The sequence below is a fragment of the Pseudomonadales bacterium genome (genome assembly GCA_024234215.1).
Lineage (GTDB): Bacteria > Pseudomonadota > Gammaproteobacteria > Pseudomonadales > UBA5862 > JACKOQ01.
In genome coordinates this window covers 271168-289191 of sequence record JACKOQ010000001.1, presented here as the reverse complement: position 1 = coordinate 289191, position 18024 = coordinate 271168, and the positions used below count along the sequence as shown (strand labels likewise).

The 18024-nt window shown below is 66.1% G+C and carries 13 protein-coding genes; 3 read left to right on the top strand and 10 right to left on the bottom strand.

Annotated elements, in window-relative coordinates:
- Positions 1 to 76 precede the first annotated feature (76 nt).
- A complete protein-coding gene (locus H7A13_01405; protein ID MCP5332010.1) occupies positions 77 to 1591 on the top strand; it encodes an FMN-binding glutamate synthase family protein in 1515 nt (504 codons plus the stop codon).
- Here H7A13_01405 and H7A13_01400 read toward each other — a convergent pair.
- A complete protein-coding gene (locus tag H7A13_01400) occupies positions 1557 to 2576 on the bottom strand; it encodes a DUF2333 family protein (GenBank protein MCP5332009.1) in 1020 nt (339 codons plus the stop codon). The genes H7A13_01405 and H7A13_01400 overlap by 35 nt on opposite strands.
- A 151-nt stretch (positions 2577 to 2727) precedes the next feature.
- On the opposite strand from H7A13_01400, the gene uvrA reads away from it, so the two are divergent.
- Positions 2728 to 5565 carry an excinuclease ABC subunit UvrA gene (gene uvrA, locus H7A13_01395; GenBank protein MCP5332008.1) on the top strand — a complete coding sequence of 946 codons (2838 nt, stop codon included), beginning with the start codon at positions 2728 to 2730 and terminating at the stop codon, positions 5563 to 5565.
- A gap of 113 nt (positions 5566 to 5678) precedes the next feature.
- On the opposite strand, the gene H7A13_01390 is transcribed toward uvrA, so the two are convergent.
- Positions 5679 to 6377, bottom strand: coding sequence for a Bax inhibitor-1/YccA family protein (locus tag H7A13_01390; protein MCP5332007.1), 699 nt, complete (start codon positions 6375 to 6377; stop codon positions 5679 to 5681).
- Positions 6378 to 6418: 41 nt separating this feature from the next.
- On the bottom strand, positions 6419 to 6811 hold the full coding sequence (locus H7A13_01385) for a hypothetical protein (GenBank protein ID MCP5332006.1): 393 nt from the start codon (positions 6809 to 6811) through the stop codon (positions 6419 to 6421).
- A gap of 101 nt (positions 6812 to 6912) precedes the next feature.
- Between H7A13_01385 and nhaR the strand changes: the two genes are divergently transcribed.
- Entirely contained in the window at positions 6913 to 7818 is a 906-nt protein-coding gene (nhaR, locus tag H7A13_01380) for a transcriptional activator NhaR (protein ID MCP5332005.1), read from the top strand.
- Between the two features lie 50 nt (positions 7819 to 7868).
- Here nhaR and H7A13_01375 read toward each other — a convergent pair whose 3' ends face one another.
- The 7 genes from H7A13_01375 to H7A13_01345 all read right to left on the bottom strand — a co-directional run bounded on the left by H7A13_01375 (position 7869) and on the right by H7A13_01345 (position 18009).
- Positions 7869 to 9710: an EAL domain-containing protein gene (locus H7A13_01375; GenBank protein ID MCP5332004.1), complete on the bottom strand. Its 1842-nt coding sequence runs from the start codon at positions 9708 to 9710 to the stop codon at positions 7869 to 7871.
- Between the two features lie 279 nt (positions 9711 to 9989).
- Entirely contained in the window at positions 9990 to 10355 is a 366-nt protein-coding gene (locus tag H7A13_01370; GenBank protein ID MCP5332003.1) for a nuclear transport factor 2 family protein, read from the bottom strand.
- 72 nt (positions 10356 to 10427) lie between these two features.
- Positions 10428 to 11297 (bottom strand): peptidylprolyl isomerase, encoded by an 870-nt coding sequence (locus H7A13_01365; GenBank protein ID MCP5332002.1) that lies wholly within the window; start codon positions 11295 to 11297, stop codon positions 10428 to 10430.
- A 10-nt stretch (positions 11298 to 11307) separates the two neighbouring features.
- Complete coding sequence (gene narI, locus H7A13_01360; GenBank protein ID MCP5332001.1) at positions 11308 to 12012, bottom strand: respiratory nitrate reductase subunit gamma; 705 nt, start codon at positions 12010 to 12012, stop codon at positions 11308 to 11310.
- Between the two features lie 19 nt (positions 12013 to 12031).
- Positions 12032 to 12712 carry a nitrate reductase molybdenum cofactor assembly chaperone gene (gene narJ, locus H7A13_01355; GenBank protein ID MCP5332000.1) on the bottom strand — a complete coding sequence of 227 codons (681 nt, stop codon included), beginning with the start codon at positions 12710 to 12712 and terminating at the stop codon, positions 12032 to 12034.
- On the bottom strand, positions 12709 to 14256 hold the full coding sequence (narH, locus tag H7A13_01350; GenBank protein MCP5331999.1) for a nitrate reductase subunit beta: 1548 nt from the start codon (positions 14254 to 14256) through the stop codon (positions 12709 to 12711). Before narH ends, narJ begins: the two co-directional genes overlap by 4 nt.
- Before the next feature lie 12 nt (positions 14257 to 14268).
- Positions 14269 to 18009: a nitrate reductase subunit alpha gene (locus H7A13_01345; GenBank protein ID MCP5331998.1), complete on the bottom strand. Its 3741-nt coding sequence runs from the start codon at positions 18007 to 18009 to the stop codon at positions 14269 to 14271.
- Positions 18010 to 18024 lie beyond the last annotated feature (15 nt).

The following is an 18024-nucleotide window of genomic DNA, read 5'->3' as shown; positions in this document are numbered from 1 at the left end:
CCCCGTCTCCTCTGGAACAGCGGATTATAATGGCGGGTCGAGATCCATTCATGTTCGCAGTGCCAAGGAGATGTTCATGCAAGCGCCGATGCATTGGTTCACCACCCTTCTGGACCTTCTGGCGGTGCTGTTCATTTTCATGCTGGGTGCGCTCTGCCTGACGCTGCTGGCCTGGTATTTCATCGACAGACATCAGAAAAGCCACGCCATCCGCCGCAACTTTCCGTTGATCGGCCGCTTTCGCTATCTGTTCGAGTGGCTGGGAGAGTTCTTCCGGCAATACTTCTTCGCCATGGACCGCGAGGAGCTGCCCTTCAATCGCGCCGAGCGCAGTTGGGTCTACCGCGCCGCCAAGAACCTCGAACAGACCGCCGCCTTTGGTTCGACCAACAACCTGGCCACGCCCGGCGCACTCTTCTTCGTTCACAGCACCTTCCCGACCGCCGCCGCGGAACCGCCGGCGCCGGTGGTGATCGGACCCGATACGCCCCACCCCTATCAGGCCGACAAGTTCTTCAACATCTCGGCGATGAGTTATGGCGCCATCTCCAGACCCGCTGTGCTGGCACTGTCACGCGGTGCGGCGCTGGCCGGCTGCTGGCTCAACACTGGCGAGGGCGGATTGTCGCCCTATCACTTGGAAGGCGGTGCCGACCTGGTGTTCCAGCTCGGCACCGCCAAGTACGGCGCGCGCGACCCGCAGGGCAATCTGAGTGAAGAGAAGCTGGCACGGATCGCCGCCAATCCGTCGGTACGGCTGTTCGAGATCAAGCTGAGCCAGGGGGCCAAGCCGGGCAAGGGCGGCATCCTGCCGGCCGCCAAGGTGACCGAGGAGATCGCCGCGATTCGCGGCATCCCGATGGGCCACGACTCATTGAGTCCGGCTGGCCACCTCGACGCCCGGGACATCGACGGTCTGCTGACGCTGATCGACCGGGTCAGACGGGCCACCGGCAAGCCGGTCGGCATCAAGGCCTGCATCGGCGAGAGCAGTTGGCTCGATCAGCTCTGCATCGAGCTCAACTGCCGCGGTTTCGACAGCGCGCCCGATTTCATCACCGTCGATGGCGCCGAAGGGGGCAGCGGTGCCGCGCCACAGAGCCTGCTCGACTACATGGGACTGCCGATCCGCGAGAGCCTGCCGCTGGTGGTCGACACGCTGGTCACCCATGGCCTGCGCGAGCGCATCAAGGTGGTGGCCTCGGGCAAGCTGATCAACCCGGTCGAGGTGGCTTGGGCGCTCTGCATGGGCGCCGACTGCATCAATTCGGCACGCGGCTTCATGTTCGCACTGGGCTGCATCCAGTCGCTGAAGTGCAACCAGAACAACTGCCCGACCGGCATCACCACCCACCGCATCGACCTGCAGCAGGGGCTCGACCCTACCGACAAGGCCGAACGGGTGCGCCACTACCAGCAGAATCTGGAACGGGAGGTGGCGGTGATCGCCCACGCCTGCGGCGTCGAGTCGCCCCGGCAGTTGCGCCGCCACCATGCCCGCATGGTGGTCGAGGCCGGGCGCTCGGTTTCGCTGCATGAGCGCTACCCGCCGGCAGTCATCCCTGTGACAGCAGTTGGCGCAGATCGATGATGGCGGCGTGGGCGCGACTGATATAGGAGGCCAGCACCAGTGAATGGTTGGCGAACAGGCCAAAGCCGTCACCGTTGAGCACCATCGGGCTGGTGAGCGGTCGCTGGGTCGCTTCGAGCTCGCGGATGATCTGCCGCAGGCTCACCTGGGCCCCCTTCTTCTGCAGCACCTCGGCGAAATCGACCTCGACCGCCTTCAGGATGTGCAGCAGCGCCCAGGCCGAGCCCTGCGACTCGTAGTAGACGTCATCGATCTGCAACCAGGGCGTGCGGGTCATCTGCTCGACTGCCGCCGGCGCTGCGGCGGTCGCATCGACCGTGCCGCCCGAAGTCGTGTCAATCCGCACCTGGCCGACACTGGCGCTCAGCCGCTGCGACAGGCTGCCGAGGCGGGTTTCGACCGTCGCCAGCCAGAAGTTGAGGTTGTCGGCCCGGGCATGGAACTGCCCATCGTTGTGATTGTCGTCGCTGCTGCGCTGCAGGTAGCTGCGCAGTGCCCTGAGCCCCTGGCGATACTCGCCCTCGGTCGATGGCAGCGCCCAACTGGCGTTGTCGAACTTGAACTGCGGTTCGGCGATGACCAGGTCGCGGTCCTCGGCCGACTGTGACTGCGAGCGGCTGAAGGATTCACGCATCGCCTCGGTCAGGTCGCGCAACTGGGTCAGCGCCCCGAACTCCCAGTTGGCGATGTCATCGAGCCAGACGCCGGGCGGAAAGAGGTCATTGCCGAGGTAACCGCCCGGCTTGTCGAGCAACCGTGTGCCGATGCCGATCGCGGTGGCCGTCACCACGGTGCCGGGCGGCGGCGTGGTCGGGCCACCCAGTTGCGCCAGCTGCGTCGCCGCCTCGGCGCGCACGTCGAACAGTGCCGGCTTGCGACTCCAGTAGAACGACAGCCCGGTCCACACCAGCAGCAACAGACCGATCGGCAGTGCGATCAGCGTGCGCCGCAGCGGACTGGAACGGTTGCTTTCGCCACTCTGCATTGTGCACTCTCCTTTACTGCCCGCAGACACCGAACCGCATGGTCGGCGATGCAACCATGCTTGGCAAGACAACCCCTCCCCGGCACGCAATATCGGCAGTGACGCTGCCGCCGTATAATCGGTCCTTTTCGTCCGCAATACAGGGCTGCGCATGGATAAGATCGTCGTTCGCGGGGCACGCACGCACAATCTGAAGAACATCGACCTCGAACTGCCGCGCGACCAGCTCATCGTCATCACCGGACTCTCCGGTTCGGGCAAATCCTCGCTGGCCTTCGACACCCTCTATGCCGAGGGACAGCGGCGCTATGTCGAATCGCTGTCGGCCTATGCCCGGCAGTTTCTGTCGATGATGGAGAAGCCCGACGTCGACCACATCGAAGGGCTGTCGCCGGCGATCTCGATCGAGCAAAAGGCCACCTCGCACAACCCGCGCTCGACGGTCGGCACCGTCACCGAAATCCATGACTACCTGCGCCTGCTCTTCGCGCGGGTCGGCGAACCGCGCTGCCCCCGGCACCAGGCGCCGCTCAATGCCCAGACCGTCAGCCAGATGGTCGATCAGGTGCTGGCGCTCGACCCCGAACGGCGCTTGATTCTGCTGGCGCCGGTGGTGCAGGAGCGCAAGGGCGAGCATCTGCAGCTGCTGGAGACGCTGAAGGCCAAGGGCTTCATCCGCGCCCGCATCAACGGCAGCGTGGTCGAGCTCGACGAAGCGCCACTGCTCGAGAAAAACCGCAAGCACAGCATCGAGGTGGTGGTCGACCGCTTCCGGCCACGCAGCGACCTGCAACTGCGGCTGGCCGAGTCGTTCGAGACCGCGTTGCAGTTGAGCGACGGCATCGCCAAGGTGCTGCTCGATGATGGCGAAGAGCTGATCTTCTCGGCCCGCTTCGCCTGCCCCCACTGCGGCTACAGCATCAAGGAGCTGGAGCCGCGGCTGTTCTCGTTCAACAACCCGGCCGGTGCCTGCAGCAGCTGCGATGGGCTCGGAGTGAAGCAGTCATTCGACCTCCAGCGCATCGTTCCCAACCCCGAGCTGAGCCTGAGCGAGGGGGCCATTCGCGGCTGGGACCGCCGCAATGTCTACTACTTTCACCTGCTCAGTTCGCTGGCCGACCACTGCGGCTTCAGCCTCGACCTGCCCTTTGCCAAGCTGAAGAAGCGCCATCAGGAGATCATCCTGCATGGCAGCGGCGACGAGCAGATCGACTTCAGATACATGAATGACCGTGGCGACCTGTTCAAGCGGCGTCACACCTTCGAGGGCATCCTGCCGAACATGGAGCGGCGCTACCGCGAAAGCGACTCGCTGTCGGTGCGCGAAGAGCTGGCCAAATACCTCAGCAGCCACCCCTGCGGCGACTGCGGCGGTGCCCGGCTGCGTGAGGAGGCACGCCATGTCTTCATCCATGACTGGAACCTGCCGGCGGTGAGCCGCCTGCCGGTGGCCGAGGCGCTGCACCTCTTCGACACCCTGACCCTGCAGGGGCAGCGCGCCGAGATCGCGAGCAAGATCATCAAGGAGATCGGCGCCCGCCTGCGCTTTCTGACCGATGTCGGCCTCGGCTATCTGAGCCTCGACCGCGGCGCCGAGACCCTCTCCGGCGGTGAGGCACAGCGCATCCGCCTGGCCAGCCAGATCGGCGCCGGCCTGGTCGGGGTGATGTACATCCTCGACGAACCCTCGATCGGGCTGCACCAGCGCGACAACGAACGGCTGCTGCGCAGCCTGTTCCACCTGCGCGACATCGGCAACACCGTCATCGTGGTCGAGCATGACGAGGATGCGATCCGTCAGGCCGACCACCTGATCGACATCGGCCCCGGCGCCGGCCTGCATGGCGGCCAGGTGGTCGCCCAGGGCAGCGTGGCCGAGATCATCGCCAATCCGGCGTCGATCACCGGCGACTATCTGGCCGGACGGCGGCACATCGCGGTGCCGGCACGGCGGGTGGCGCCCCAGGCGGAGCGCTGGATCAGGCTGCGCAACGCCCGTGGCAACAACCTGCGCGGCATCGATGTCGCCATTCCGCTGGGCGTGATGACCTGCGTCACCGGCGTCTCCGGTTCCGGCAAGTCGACGCTGATCAACAACACCCTCTACCCGCTCGCCGCCACCCGGCTCAATGGCGCCGGCCCGCTGCCGATCGCCCCCTGCGACGGCATCGACGGACTGGAACTGCTGGACAAGGTGATCGACATCGACCAGAGCCCGATCGGCCGCACGCCACGCTCCAACCCGGCCACCTACACCGGCCTGTTCACCCCGATCCGCGACCTGTTCGCCGGCACCCAGGAGGCGCGTTCACGCGGCTATCAGGCCGGACGCTTCAGCTTCAACGTCAAGGGTGGCCGCTGCGAAGCCTGTCAGGGCGACGGCCTGATCAAGGTGGAGATGCACTTTCTGCCCGATGTCTACGTCCCCTGCGACCTCTGCCAGGGCAAGCGCTACAACCGCGAGACGCTCGAAATCCTCTACAAGGGCCGGAGCATCCATCAGGTGCTGGAGATGACCGTGGAGGAGGCGCGGGAGTTCTTCGCGGCGGTGCCGATGCTGACGCGCAAGCTGCAAACCCTGCTCGATGTCGGTCTGGGCTACATCCGCCTCGGCCAGTCGGCCACCACCCTCTCCGGCGGCGAGGCCCAGCGGGTCAAGCTGGCCAAGGAGCTGTCGAAGCGCGACACCGGCCGCACGCTCTACATCCTCGACGAGCCCACCACCGGCCTGCACTTCCACGACATCCAGCAGCTGCTGCAGGTGCTGCATTCGCTGCGCGACGAAGGCAACAGCATCGTCGTCATCGAACACAACCTCGACGTGATCAAGACCGCCGACTGGATCATCGACCTCGGACCCGAAGGCGGCGACCAGGGCGGCACCCTGATCGCCTGCGGCACGCCGGAGCAGATCGCCACACACCCCGACTCCCACACCGGACATTTTCTGCGACCGCTGCTTGGCGAGATCAGATCGGCCGCAGGCTGACCGGAATCACCCTGCCGCCAGCAGCATCTCCTGAACATCACCCATGAAAGAAAAAAAGCCCGAACCTGTCACCACCGGTTCGGGCTGCGGAATCGGCCGCGATCAGCCCACGCTCAGTCGTCGCTGCCGCCCAGGCCGAACAGCGCCAGCAGGCTGACGAACAGGTTGTAGAGGGAGACGAACAGGCTGGTGGTCGCCAGCACATAGTTCGTCTCACCACCGTTCACGATGCGGCTGGTTTCATGGAGGATCATGCCACTCATCAGCAGCACGAACATGCCCGACACCGCCAGGCTCAGGGCCGGCATCTCGAAGAAGAGCGCGCCCAGACCCAGAACAAAGGCCACCAGCACGCCGATGAACAGAAACTTGCCCATGAAGCTGAAGTCACGCTTCGACGTCAGCGCAATGGCCGACAGCCCGAGGAAGGCGACGGCAGTGGTTCCCAGCGCGTTGGTGACGACGGCACTGCCATTTGGCAGAGACAGCACGGAACTCAGCAGCGGGCCCAGCGTATAACCCATGAAACCGGTCAGCGCGAACACCGACAGCACCCCCCAGCCGCTGTCGGCGGTCCTGTTGATCAGAAAGCTCAGGCCGAAAAAGCCAATCAGCGTCAGGAGCAGGCCCGGATGCGGCAACCCCAGACGCATCGACAGGCCGGCCACCGCGGCGCTGAACGCCAGCGTCAGGCCCAGCAGGGCATAGGTGTTGCGCAGCACACGTCGGCTGTCGACCGACAAGGCCGTGCTTTCACGCTCGGCACTGCCCAGCAGCAGCGCGCGGGTCTGGTGGTTCGGATCTTTTGACATGATGCACTCCCTCAATCGATGATCGAAAAATGGTTGAAGATTCAGGTCACCGCGCTGGCATCATCCAATGTCTGCAAGCCATGACGGTTGCCTCCGGCCCGGTGCCGCCCCAATTGGGGGGCACGCACGGCCCGGTCACGGGCTTTGCCAATCTGGCGGCCGATGGTCTGCACCGCACGGTGCAGCACGCGGTCGACCACGGCAAGCAGGTGATCGCCGCGGTCGCGCACCACCGCAGTGGTGTCCACCAGTTCGACCACCAGATGGCACTCCTTGTCGACTCCGCCACGCGGGCCATTCACATCACTCAGATGCAGGGTCACGCCCATGGCGCGCTGACCGAAGCGCGCCAGCAGCTGCCGCAAACGGCCGTGGAGATGGTCGTGCTCTTCACGGGAGAGCCTGATGCCTTGGGTGCAGATCGACACGTTCATTGGATGCGCCTCGGTGCAGGTTGGACATGCATTGCAACCTACCGGTCAGGTTTTCTCACGTAAATTCGAATTTGATTAAAACTCAATAAGGAAAAATCGAAGTGAACTACCGGCACTTGCAATACTTCTGGGCCGTCGCCCGCCTGGGAGGGGTGATCAGGGCCAGTGAGCAGCTGCACGTCACCCCCCAGACGGTCAGTGGCCAGGTCCAGTTGCTCGAAGAGGCGATCGGACGACCACTGTTTCGCAAGAAGGGCCGCAAGCTGGAGCTGACCGAAACCGGCGAGCTGGTCTACAGCTATGCGCGCGACATCTTCCACTTGGGTTCCGAGCTGGAAGAGCTGCTGCGGCAACCCCGCGGCGTCCAGCGCCCGGTTGAACTGCGGGTCGGCATCGTCGATGCCGTGCCCAAGCTGGTGGCCGGCCAATTGATGACACCGGCCATGGTGGGGGCACAGCCTTTCCGGGTCATCTGCCGCGAGGGCAAGATCGAGAGTCTGCTGGCCGACCTGTCGGTGCACCGGCTGGAGCTGGTCCTGTCGGACCGCCCCATGCCACCGGCCCTGAGCGTGAGCGCCTACACCCATCGACTGGGCGGCTCGCATGTGGGCTTCTACGCTGCGAACCAGCTGGCGGCGACCTTCGACAGACCCTTTCCCCAACTGCTCGACGGGGCACCGCTGCTGTCGCCGGGCAGCGAGTCGGCAATGGGCCTGCGTCTGCGCCAGTGGCTTGGAAAGCACAAACTGCGTCCGCGGGTGGTGGGCGAGTTCGACGACAGCGCGATGGTCAAGTCACTGGGAATGCAGGGACTGGGCGTCTTTATCGCGCCGCGGGTGCTCGACGCCTCGGTGTGTCGGCAATATGACGCGACCTGCCTGGGCGAGGCCACCGACCTGATCGAGGAGTTCCACGTCATCACGGTGGAGCGCCGCATCACCCACCCCGGCGTGGCGGCCATCACCGAGGCCGCCCGACAGGGGCTGTTCGCCGACTGGGGGCGTTGAGCCACCAGCCCTGCGGATGCGATGCCGCACTGGCGAAGACGCGGGCGGCGTTATTTCGGACTCGCCTGCCGCTCGGCGTCGAGGCGCTCGGTGATCAGCGCCGCCGGCATCGGCCGGGCGAAATGGTAGCCCTGCATGACACGGCAGCCGAGCTCCTGCAGGGTTTGCGACTGGGCAGATCTCTCCACACCCTCCGCCACCACGCCGACGCCGAATGCCTTGGCGACCGCCAGGATCGCCTGCACCACCGCCCGGTCACCGTCCGCGTCCGGCAGGCCGGCGACGAAGGCACGGTCGATCTTGAGCCGGTCGACCGGCAGCTCGCGCAGGTTGGCGAGCGAGGCGTGGCCAGCACCGAAGTCATCGATGGCAAAACGCACGCCGAGTTCACGACAGGCCTGCATCAGTGCCTGCGCGCGCGGCAGGTCTTCGAGCGCCGCGGTTTCGGTGATCTCCAGCATCAGCCGCTCGCGCGGCAGGTCGCCGTGATCGGCCAGCAGTTCGGTGAGGCTGGCGAGAAAACCCTCCTCCAGAAACTCCCGTGCCGACACGTTCACCGACACGGCGATCGGGTGGCCCTGCCGGTGCCACGCCGCAGCCTGCGCCAGCGCGCTGCGCAGCACGTAGCGGCCGAGTGCGACCATCAGGCGCCGGCTGTGGCGCTCCACATCCGGGATGAAGCTGACCGGTGGACGCAGGCTGCCGTCGGGCTGTGGCCAGCGCAGCAGCGCCTCGACCGCCACCATGTGGCCACCCGGCAGCTCGACGATCGGCTGATAGTGCAGAACGAAGCGGCCGTCGTTGAGCGCCTGCTCCACCTCCTCCAGCAGCACTTCGCGCTGGCGCACGGCCTGTGCGATGGAGCGGTTGAAGAAGCAGACCTCACGCTCGCCATGGCGCCGTTTGGCCTCGTACATCGCCAGATCGGCATTGGCGAGCAGCGTGCCGGCGTCGTCGCCGTCTTCGGGAAAAGCCGCGATGCCAATGCTCGGCGTCACCGCCGTGGTGCCACCCGCCACCGCCACGCGCAGCGTCAAGCGTGCCTTGACGCGCGCCGCTACGGTGGCCGGCTCCTCCGGCCAGGACTGGAACTCCATCAGCAGTACGAACTCGTCGCCGCCGAGGCGGGCGATCACGTCGCCGCCACGCACCACCTCGCGCAGCCCCTGCGCCACGTCGCGCAGCAGGGCATCGCCGACCGCATGCCCGGCCCGGTCGTTGACGGCCTTGAAGCCGTCGAGGTCGATCACCATCAGTGCGTAGCGCCGCCCGTAGCGTCGACCATCGGCCACCGCCTGTTGCAGACGTTCGAGAAAATGGCCTCGGTTCGGCAGACCCGTCAGGTCATCATGGTTGGCGCGGTGCTCCAGACGCTGTTCGAGTCGCCAGCGATGGTGAGCAAGACCGACTTGGGCGGCAATGGTGCTCAGCAGTGACAGCAGCGCCTGGTCGGGCGCGTGCACCGCATTCCTGAACCAGGAGACCACCAGCACACCGACCGCCTCGCCCGCGCTGTGCAGCGGCACGGCAAGATTGGCGCGCAGCCCGCTCGCCACGAACTCCGCAATGGCGCCCGGATGCGCTGGATAGTCCGGCACGAAAACCGGACGACGGTGCGTCAAAGCCTCGCCGGCAACGCCCGCCTGCCCCCCGAAGCGATAGCCGAGAAACTTGTCGCTGTACCCATCCGGCACGCCGAGAAAGAACTGATATTCGAGCTGGCCATCATCGTTCAGCAAGATCAGCGCCGCCGCGTCAGCGCCGACCAGATCCGCCGCCGCGCCCGCCGCCTTGCGAAAGAACGCCTCGAAATCGGCCTCCAGCGACAGCGCCTCGACCACCTGACGCAGGGCACGGATGGCGGTGAAAGTGTCGGTGTGACGGATGATCATGCAATGGCTGCTTCTCGCGGTGATGGCGGTAACCGATGTGGCGCATAAAAGGCAATATTTGTGCCCGCAGCACGCTTCGGCGGCAGTGCACAGTCACAACAACACACGCCCATCACTCTGGCCCGGAATTGGATCACCACCCCAACCGGATACGCACCACAACAGTGCTGACGTTCGCTGAAAACCGATCAGAGGCTCGCGAGAGAACACACAGCAGGACGCTTTGTCGGCGAGAAGAGGAATCAGGCGGGCCGCAGCGGTTACAGGATTCGTCGCACCCTACCCCTTCGCTTCCAGCGCTCCGAAGAAGCCGACCAGGCGTTGCAGTTGACCGGTGGGAGACAGCTCGCCGAAGTCGATCCCTTCGACAAAGAGCGTTCCATCGGCGTTCAACATGCGCCAGTTGAAGCGAAAGTAGCGATCGTGCGCGTCGATCTCGCTGGTACGCTCGAGACGTGACCCCGGATATTGCTGAATGAACGCCCCCATGTGGTCGACAAGCGCCATTCTGCCGGCCACGAGACCGAACGGGTCGGCATAGGTGCCCTGCTCATCCCAGACCGATTCGAGCAGTTGCTGCCGACGCGCGCGGTCGGGCTGGCTCCAGACATCGGCGTAGTGCGCGATCAGTTCCGACAGTTCCATGATTGACCTCCGCTGTACTGGGTGGGTGCTCCAGTGTGCGGCATCGGCACCGGTCGGACAATCCGCAGGGATTCAGCGCAACGGCGGCTCGGGTGTGAAGCCCTGAATGTCGGCCTGCTCGATCAGCTGGGCGATGTAGCGGGCGATGGCGCGGCGCTGCGCCTGTTCGGCGAGGCGGGCGGCGATGGTGGCGCTGACCGCCTCGAACGGCAGGCGCTGGGGTTCGCCGCGCCGGAGCAGGCGGATCAGATGGAAGCCGTAGGCAGTCTCCAGCGGGGCGGAGAGCTCACCCGGTGCGAGGCATTGCAGGGCGGCTTCGAACGGTGGCGTGGTCTCGCCCGGGCCGAGCTGGCCGAGACGGCCGCCGTCGGCGCCCGAGGCGCAGTCGGAGAAAGCGCGCGCCAGTTCGGCGAACCGCTCCGGGGCCTGTTGCAGCCGTGCATGGAGTTGCTCCGCCTTGGCGCGTGCGGCGGCAAAGGCGTCGGCCTGATCACGGCGCGCGGCGACCAAGATGTGCTCGGCCTCATGCAGCAGCGGGGTCATGAAACGCTCGGGGTGGTCGTCGTAGTGGCGGCGCACCTGCTCGGCCGGGGCTTCGCATGGCGGAACCTCCCGTTCGATCAGGGTGCGGATCAGCGCATCCTCTTCGGTTTCAATGCCGCCCTGGGGCTCGGCCTGCGGGATGGCGTCGAGCGCCAGCCGGCGCGCCTGCTGCAGCAGCAGTTCGCGGATGATCAGCGCCCGCGCGGCCTGCTGCCAACTGCTCTCGAACTGATCGCCCGGAAAGTGCTGCATCTCGGCGGCGATGCGCTGCGGCGCGATCGGCTGGCCGTTGACCGTCAGCATCGCTGGCGTGGCGTGTGCCGCCTGGGGCGGATCCGCGTCCAGGTTGAACAGTGGAATGACGCCCTGATTCGGAAAATCGGCTGCGTTGTGCTGCATGATCCGTTCCTCAGGCATTGCGCGGCGGCTGGGCGCGGCGGCGGACGATCTGGTAGCCGGGCCGACCGAGGTACCAGATCGGCGCGCTCCAGATGTGCACCAGCCGGGTGAAGGGGAACAGCAACAGCAGCGTCAGCCCCAACAGCAGGTGGGCCTTGAAGATCGGATGGACATCGGCGACATGGACCGCGGCAGCCGGTTGCAGGGTGACGATGCCCTGGGCCCACGCCATGAACTTGACCATTTCGTGGCCATCCAGATGTCCGAGCGAGACGAAGATGGTGCAGAGCCCCAGCGTGAGTTGCAGCCAGAGCAGCAGCAGGATGGCGATGTCACCGACGCTCGAGGTGGCGCGGATGCGTGCATCGAACAGCCGCCGGTGGGCCAACAGCGTGATGCCGATGAAGCAGACCACGCCGGCCAGACCGCCGACGACGATGGCGAGCGTCTGCTTGAAGCCGTGGCTGATGCCCAACTGATCGAAGATCTCGATCGGCGTGAGCAGGCCGACGAAGTGGCCGGCCAGAATGGTCAGGATGCCGACATGGAACAGGTTCGATCCCCAGCGCAGCTGGCGCTTGCGCAGCAGTTGCGAGGAGCCGGTCTTCCAGCTGTACTGCTCGCGGTCGAAGCGCAGCAGGCTGCCGAGCAGGAAGATGGTCAGGCAGAGATAGGGATACCAGCCGAACAGGGTCATGTTGAGGGTCGCGGACATGGGTGCTTCTCCGTCGGATTCAGGTTTGCCGCGCCCGTCGGGGCACGGCTGACAGGGGAACGCTGGCCACCGTCGCGCCCGCGCCTTCGCAGGCCGCCGCGCCGGGACCGAAGATCACCGGCGGCTCGGCCCACTCGGCATCGAGTTCGGCCAGCAGATCGCTCGCCAGGTTGACCGTCACGGTAGGGAGCGACTGGTCGCCGGCTGCACTGCGAATGGCCCGCAGCAGGCTGGCATAGCCGCTGTCGCGTGCCCGCAGCCGCTCTTCGAGGGCGGCGAGGATCTGCAGCGTCTCGGCCAGCAGCGATTGGGCCTCGTCGAGCGGTCGGGTCGAGAGGTATTCGAGGAACAGCGGCAGGTAGTCCGGCAGCTCGTTGTCGACCCGCTCCAGTCCGCCCTGTTCATAGAGCGCAGCCAGATCGACCAGCGCCTGGCCGCGGTCGCGGCTCTCGCCATGGACATGCTCGAACAGGTGGAGTGACAACTGGCGGCTGCGGTCGAACAGCGCCACGTAGTGCTCCTGCAGGTCGATCAGATCGCTCTGCTCGATGAAGGCGCAGAAGCCCTCCAGCTCGGCCAGAACCGCCGGCGCGATTTGCCCTTCAGCCGCGATGAGGCCGCGAATCTCGGCGATGGCCGCCTGCAACGTCTCACTCGGATAGCAGAGCAGCGCCGACAGCGCCTTGAAGGTGAGGCTCATTTCAGCACCTCCCCGGGGTTGTGCGATTGACTGCCCTGCGCCGGGCTGAACAGTTTCACCGGCGTGAACAGCTCGGCCTTCGAACTGCCGCCGGAGCAGCCGTTGCCGAAAGAGAAGCCACAATTGCCGCGCAACGCGTAGAGATCCTCGTGCGCCTCGCGGCGGGCGGTGGGGATGACGAAGCGGTCTTCATAGTTGGCGATCGCCATGATCCGGTACATCTCCTCGATCACCGCGCCGGACAGCCCGACCCGCTCGGCGATCGACTCATCGATGCGCCCCTCGACGCTCTTGGCGCGCATGTAGCCGCGCATCGCCAGCATCCGCTCCAGCGCCAAGGCGACGGGCGCCTCGTCGCCGGCGGTCAGCATGTTGGCGAGGTAGCGCAGCGGAATGCGCAGCGAGCGCACATCCGGCAGGCCGGCGTCGATGCCGATCTGCCCGGCGGTCGCGGCCGACTGGATCGGCGACAGCGGCGGCACATACCAGACCATCGGCAGCGTGCGGTACTCCGGATGCAGCGGAAAGGCGATCTTCCACTCCATCGCCATCTTCCACACCGGCGAATGGCGGGCCGCCTCCAGCCAGCTCTCAGGAATGCCGTCGGCGCGCGCCTGGGCGATCACCGCCGGGTCGTGCGGATCGAGGAAGAGGTCGAGCTGCGCCTGGTAGAGGTCGCGCTCATCCGCTGCGCTGGCCGCCGCCTCGATGCGGTCGGCGTCGTAGAGCAGCACGCCGAGGTAGCGGATGCGGCCGACGCAGGTCTCGGAGCAGACCGTCGGCTGTCCCGACTCGATGCGCGGGAAGCAGAAGATGCACTTTTCCGATTTGCCGCTCGACCAGTTGTAGTAGATCTTCTTGTAGGGACAGCCGGAGACACACATCCGCCAACCGCGGCATTTGTCCTGGTCGATCAGCACGATGCCATCTTCCTCGCGCTTGTAGATGGCGCCGGAGGGGCAGGCGGCGACGCAGGCCGGGTTGAGGCAATGCTCGCACAGCCGCGGCAGGTACATCATGAAGGTGTTCTCGAACTGGCCGTAGATCTCCTTCTGCACCCCCTCGAAGTTGACATCGGCGCTGCGCTTGGCGAATTCACCGCCGAGAATCTCCTCCCAGTTCGGCCCCCATTCGATCTTCTCCATGCGCTCGCCGGTGATCGCCGAGCGCGGGCGCGCCGTCGGAAAGGCCTGGGACTCGCGGGCGCTCTGCAGGTGTTCGTAGTCGAAGTTGAACGGCTCGTAGTAGTCGTCGATCTCGGGCAGGTCGGGGTTGGCAAAAATGTTCGCCAGCACCCGCCACTTGGCGCCGATGCGCGGCTCGATGCGGCCGTTCGGCTTGCGCCGCCAGCCGCCGTTCCAGCGCTGCTGGTTCTCCCAGTCGCGGGGGTAGCCGATGCCCGGCTTGGATTCGACGTTGTTGAACCAGGCGTACTCGACCCCTTCGCGGCTGGTCCAGACGTTCTTGCAGGTGACCGAACAGGTGTGGCAGCCGATGCATTTGTCGAGGTTGAGCACCATGCCGATCTGTGCGCGGATTTTCATCGTGCAACCTCCTCAGGGGTTCCGGGTGTCGAGCGGCGCTTCGAGCCAGTCGACTTTCGCCATCTTGCGGACCACGACAAACTCGTCCCGGTTGGAACCGACCGTGCCGTAGTAGTTGAAGCCATAGGCCTGCTGGGCATAGCCGCCGATCATGTGCGTCGGCTTGAGCACCGTGCGGGTGCAGGAGTTGTGGATGCCACCGCGCAGGCCGGTGATCTCCGAGCCGGGGGTGTTCACGATCTTCTCCTGCGCGTGGTACATGAACAGTGTCCCCTCGCGGATGCGCTGCGACACCACCGCACGCGCGGCGAGAGCGCCGTTGGCGTTGAAGGCCTCGACCCAGTCGTTGTCACGGATGCCGGCCTTCTGCGCGTCGGTTTCCGAGAGCCAGACCACCGGGCCGCCGCGGTTCAGTGTCAGCATCAGCAGGTTGTCGGAGTAGGTGGAGTGGATACCCCACTTCTGGTGCGGGGTGATGAAGTTGAGCACGATCTCGGCCTCGCCGTTGGGCTTGAGGCCCTTCACCCAGGTGGTCTTCAGGTCGAGTGGCGGCTTGTAGAGACAGAGCGCCTCGCCGAAGGCGCGCATCCACAGGTGGTCCTGATAGAGCTGCTGCCGGCCGCTGAGGGTGCGGAACGGGATCAGCTCGTGGATGTTGGTGTAGCCGGCGGTGTAGCAGACCTTCTCGCTTTCGAGGCCGGACCAGATCGGCGAGGAGATGATCTTGCGCGGCTGGGCCAGCAGGTCGTGGAAGCGGATCTTCTCATCCTCCTTCGGCAGCGCCAGATGGGCATGGGGGCGGCCGGTCTTCTGCTCCAGCGCCTCCCACGCCTTCACCGCAACGCTGCCGTTGGTCTCCGGCGCCAGCGCCAGAATCGCCTCGCAGACATCGATGTCGCGCTCGAGCCGCGCCAAACCTTGGGTCGCGCCTGCCTCATGCACCGCGCCGTTGATCTGCCGCAGCCGCTCGACATCCTCACGGGTGTTCCAGGTGAGCCCCTTGCCGGCATTGCCCAGCCGGTCGAGCAGCGGCCCCAGCGCAGTGAAGCGCTGGTAGAGGTTCGGATAGTCGCGCTCGACCACGCTGATCTGCGGCATGGTCTTGCCGGGAATCGGCTCGCACTCGCCCAGATACCAATCCTTCACGTCGAGCGCCTGCGCCAGCTCGCCGGCGCTGTCGTGCTGGATCGGGCTCAGCACCACATCCTTCTCGACCCCCAGCACCTCGGGCGCGACGGCCGAGAATGCCTTGGCGATCGCCTTGAAGATCTCCCAGTCCGATTTGCTCTCCCAGGCCGGGTCCACCGCCGCACCGAGCGGGTGGATGAAGGGGTGCATGTCGGAGGTGTTGAGGTCGTTCTTCTCATACCAGGTCGCGGTCGGCAGCACGATGTCGGAGTAGACCGCAGTGGTCGACATGCGAAAATCGAGCGTCACCAGCAGGTCGAGCTTGCCCTCGGGGGCCTCGTCGTGCCAGGCGACCTCGCGCGGCTTCTGCCGCCCCTCCTGCCCCAGATCCTTGCCCTGCACCCCGTGGGGAGCGCCCAGCAGGTGCTTGAGGAAGTACTCGTGCCCCTTGCCGGAGGAGCCAAGCAGATTGGAGCGCCAGATGAACAGGTTGCGCGGCCAGTTGGCCGGATCGTCGGGGTCCATGCAGGAGAGTTCGAGCCGGCGCGACTTGAGCTCGTTGACGGTGTAGGCCACCGGGTCGACCCCGGCCGCGGCAGCCGCCCGCGCCACCTCCAGCGGATTGGTCTTGAGCGCCGGCGTCGAGGGCAGCCAGCCCATCCGTTCGGCGCGGGCGTTGAAGTCGATCAGCGATGCATCCCAAGGCCCCGCCGGCGCCGTCGGCGACAGGATCTCGGCGGTGCTGACGGTCTCGTAGCGCCACTGGTCGGTGTGGGCATAGAAGAACGAGGTCGAGTTCTGCTGGCGCGGTGGGCGAATCCAGTCGAGGGCGAAGGCGATCGGCGCCCAGCCGGACTGCGGACGCAGCTTCTCCTGGCCGACGTAGTGGCTCCAGCCACCGCCGGACTGGCCCACGCAGCCGCACATCACCAGCATGTTGATGACGCCACGGTAGTTCATGTCCATGTGGTACCAGTGGTTCATCGCCGCGCCGATGATGACCATCGACCGGCCATTGGTCTTCTCGGCGTTGTCGGCAAAGCCGCGCGCCACGGCCAGAATCTGCTCGCGCGGCACGCTGGTCATTTGCTCGGCCCAGGCCGGCGAGTAGGGTTCGGGATCGTCGAAATCGCGCGGCATGTGCTCGCCGCCAAAGCCCTGATCGACGCCGTAGTTGGCCAGAAACAGGTCGTAGACCGAGGCGATGAGCACCTCGCCCTCCTTCAGCTTCAGCCGCTTGACCGGCACGTTGCGCACCAGCACGTCGGGGTGGTCGGTCGCGGCGAAGCCGTTGCTGGCCGCGTTGGCGAAATAGGGAAAGCGCACCCCCGCTACCGCGTCATGCACCCCGTTGAGGCCGAGGCGCAGCGTGGTGTCGCGGCCGGCGGCATCTTTTTCTTCGAGGTTCCATTTGCCGGCGTCGTCGCGCCCGTCCGGGCCCCAGCGAAAGCCGATCGAGCCGGTGGGCACCACCACCTCGCCGCTGCGCTCATCCAGCGCCACCGTCTTCCATTCGGGGTTGTTGCCCTGCCCCAGCCCATCGTCGAAGTCGGAGGCGCGCAGCAGGCGCTCGGCGACATACGCCCCCTCCTGCGGCACCAGCCGCACCAGCAGCGGCAGGTCGGAGTATTTGCGCAGGTAGTCGCGGAAGTAGGGCACCTGCCGGTCGACGTGGAACTCCTTCAGGATCACATGGCCGAACGCCATCGCCAGCGCGGCGTCGGTGCCCTGCTTCACGGCGACCCACAGGTCGGCGAATTTCGACGCCTCGGAGTAGTCGGGGCAGATGACCACGCTCTTGGCACCCCGGTAGCGCGCCTCGGTGTAGAAGTGGGCATCGGGGGTGCGGGTCTGGGGCACGTTGGAGCCCCACAGCACCAGGAAGCCGGAGTTGTACCAGTCCGCGCTCTCGGCGACGTCGGTCTGCTCGCCCCAGGTCTGCGGCGAGGCCGGCGGCAGGTCGCAATACCAGTCGTAGAACGAGCCGCAGCCGCCGCCCAGCAGTTGCAGGTAGCGCGCCCCGGCGGCGTAGGAGATCATCGACATGGCCGGAATCGGCGAGAAGCCGAACACCCGGTCGGGCCCCCAGCGCTTGACGGTGTAGGCGTTGGCGGCGGCGATGATCTCGGTGATCTCGTCCCAGCCGGCGCGCACGAAGCCGCCGTGGCCGCGGATCGCGGTGTAGGCGCGCCGCTGCGCGGGATCCTCGACGATGGCGGCCCAGGCCGCGACCGGCGGCAGCGTGGCCCGCGCGGTGCGCCATGCGCGCAGCAGCCGGCCGCGGATCAGCGGGTACTTCACCCGGGCGCCGGAGTAGAGATACCAGCTGTAGCTGGCGCCACGCGCGCAGCCGCGCGGCTCGTGGTTGGGCAGCTCCTCACGGGTGCGTGGGTAGTCGGTCTGCTGCGTCTCCCAGGTGACGATGCCGCCCTTGACATAGATTTTCCACGAGCAGGAGCCGGTGCAGTTCACGCCATGGGTGGAGCGCACGATCTTGTCGTGCTGCCAGCGCTTGCGGTAGCCCTCCTCCCAGCTGCGATCCTCCTGGGTCACGATGCCGTGGCCCGCGGAAAAATCACCGACGGTTCTGCGAAAGAAGGTGAGCCGATCGAGAAAGTGCGACATGGTGAGGGTCCCTGG